This window comes from bacterium (genome assembly GCA_023145965.1).
Taxonomy (GTDB): domain Bacteria; phylum UBP14; class UBA6098; order UBA6098; family UBA6098; genus UBA6098.
The window spans coordinates 1-2,803 of sequence record JAGLDC010000038.1; the positions used below are offsets into that span (position 1 = coordinate 1).

The 2,803-nt window shown below is 41.8% G+C and carries 4 protein-coding genes; all 4 read left to right on the plus strand.

Annotation, left to right across the window (positions count from 1 at the left end; translation table 11 throughout):
* Positions 1–410, plus strand: a 410-nt coding sequence (locus KAH81_04370; protein ID MCK5832890.1) for a flavodoxin, incomplete at its 5' end; no start/stop codon positions are given.
* A 92-nt stretch (positions 411–502) separates the two neighbouring features.
* On the plus strand, positions 503–925 hold the full coding sequence (locus KAH81_04375; GenBank protein ID MCK5832891.1) for an OsmC family protein: 423 nt from the start codon (positions 503–505) through the stop codon (positions 923–925).
* Positions 926–936: 11 nt separating this feature from the next.
* Positions 937–1,437, plus strand: coding sequence for an NAD(P)H-dependent oxidoreductase (locus KAH81_04380; protein MCK5832892.1), 501 nt, complete (start codon positions 937–939; stop codon positions 1,435–1,437).
* A gap of 304 nt (positions 1,438–1,741) precedes the next feature.
* A partial coding sequence (crtI, locus tag KAH81_04385) for a phytoene desaturase (protein ID MCK5832893.1) occupies positions 1,742–2,803 on the plus strand: 1,062 nt, incomplete at its 3' end.

Here is a 2,803-nt window from a genome sequence, read left to right on the forward strand (position 1 = left end):
TCGGAGGAGAGGTTAAGACCGTGCAACTCGGTAGGGACGAAATCCCTTGTTTAGATTGTGGCGACACAATTATTATCGGCGGTTCCATCTATGCCGGTAAAATACAGAAATCGGTGAAGAAGTTTATCTCCAATAACCTGAAAACCTTGGTTGAAAAAAAGATCGGGCTTTTTGTTTGTGCCGCTGAAAAGCAAGATCCACGCAAGACCGAACAATTAAACAATGCCTTTTCTCAGAAAATACGCCAGCGGGCGGTATCGATTGAGTGTTTTGGAGATGAAATTTATTGGGAGAAGCTGAATCCTTTCTATAAATTTATTGTAAAATTGATTTCAAAAAAGACAGGTAGCCATTCGAATATAGATTATAACGCTATAGATAGAATGGCTGAGACATTGAGAAAAAGTTAATCAACTAAACTGTTGATTTTATTACTCCCTTGAAAACGGAACTTTAAACCCATAGTTCTTTATGGACAACTTATTGGATTTAGGAGGGCAAGATGATTAGGAGTTCTAATGCGGTATGGAAGGGTAGCCTTAGGGATGGAAAGGGTGAAGTTTCGCTTGGAAGTGGAGCATTCAAGGGCGCATATTCATTTAAAACAAGGTTCGAGGACAGCCCCGGAACAAATCCAGAGGAGCTTATTGCAGCTGCTCATGCGGGCTGTTATGCCATGGCGCTTTCCGCCATGCTAGGTGAAAGCGGTTTTAATCCTGATAGTCTCGAAGTGGTGGCAAGGGTTCATCTCGAAAAAGGGGAAAGTGGTTTTTCTATAACAAAGATAGATATCATACTCGATGCGCGCATTCCCGGTATTGAAGAGGCGGAGTTTATTGAAACTGCCGAACGCGCTAAAAAAGGATGTCCAGTATCCAGGGCACTCGCCGCTGTCCCTATAAAACTCACCGCTACACTTATTTAACCAAGGTAGCCATGCCTGAAAAAAAGGTTCTGATCGTTTATTATTCACGCACTGGGGTGACAGAAAAGGTTGCAAAGAAACTCGCCGAGTTACTATCGGCTGATATAGAAGCCATAACCGAAGAGCGCGACCGTAGCGGACCGATTCAATATGCGCTTTGCGGGCGTGAAGCCCTGAAAGAACTCGAGCCCCCAATAAATACTCCTTCGAAAAATGCGGGTGAATATGATCTTATTATATTGGGCACACCTGTTTGGGCATCTAAAATATCCTCACCGTTGAGAAGTTATATAGCTTTTCAGAGGGATAAAATGAACGCGGTAGCTTTCTTTTGCACGCATCAAGGCTCAGGAGGCAAGGGGGCTTTTAGGTCCATGGAAAAGGCTGTCAATAAAGCGCCTGCTGCTGTTGCCGATTTTCGTCGTAAAAGGGTATTGGATGATGAGTTTCTGCCCAAACTCGATAGTTTTATAAATGCATTGAAAGACCATATTGATATTTCAAATGGATGACATGGAGAGTATTTTAATAGCTTATTAAAGTAAGGAATTTTTTCTATTCAATCGAAATTGGAAAAACCTCCACTGGTTATTGTGCCTTGCGATAGGTGTTGACTAAGCACTTGGCAGTAAGTATATTATTACAGTCTTTGGTTATAGGCTGCCTTCGAATGACTGTTAGTTTATGAGTTGCGTTTTTGCCTAAAAAAAACTATAGAAAAGGCCGCTCGGTTACTCTATTTGACAAATTACGGGAAATTCGATATTCTACTAAAACTCCAATATAATTATATCTTCTCGAAGGCGATTAGGTAATATGCAATATCCAAATGATAGAAAGGTAATCGTGGTCGGTGCAGGCCCAGGAGGCCTCACTGCTGGTATGATACTCGCGTCCAAAGGATTTAACGTCGAGATTTTCGAGTCTAAAGATCGAGTGGGTGGCCGTAATGCGGGATTTAAACTCGGCGATTTTATTTTCGACACAGGTCCGACTTTCCTGATGATGAAATTTATACTCAAAGATATGTTTGAATTAGCTGGTCGGCGAATCGAGGACTATCTCGAGATAATCGAGGTTGACCCCATGTATCGTCTTTCTTATGCCGATGGCACAGAATTTTTTCCTTCGCACAAAAATCGCGATTGGACAATCGATCAGATAGAGGAGCTTTTTCCGGGTAACGGGGTTGGTTATCTTAAGTTTTTACAGCGCGAGGGGATTAAATATGAGAGACTTGCACCCTGTCTCGAAGTTCCTTATGAACACAAATCGGATTTGCTTTCAAAACGGCTAAGACACGCCGCGCCTTATCTAGATGCTCATGTCAACCTTTTTCAGAATCTTCGAAGGTATTACGATGATGAGAGGCTTAAGATCGCTTTTACATTCCAAACCAAGTATCTTGGTATGTCGCCTTGGGAATGCCCTGCTTTGTTTGGAATAATAAGCTATATCGAGCACTCCGGTGGGATTTGGCATCCTATAGGAGGTTTACATAAAATCTCTGAAGCTATGGCTCAAATTATCGAGGAGGATGGCGGGAAGATAAACCTTTCCACTTCTGTAGATGAGGTTTTAGTTAAGGATGGTAACGCGACAGGTATAAGGCTGGAATCCGGCGATATTGTCGAGGGGGATTATGTGTTTATTAACGCCGATTTCGGTTATGCTATTAATAATCTCATTAAGCCGGAAAATCTCGATTCTTGGTCACCAGAGGTAGTTTCTAAGAAACGATTATCCTGTTCAACATTTATGTTGTATTTGGGAGTGGATAAGACTTTTGATAATATACCTCACCACAATATAATCTTTCCCGAAGACTATAAACGCAATGTAACCGAAATAGCTGAAGAAAAGGTGCTTTCCGATCAA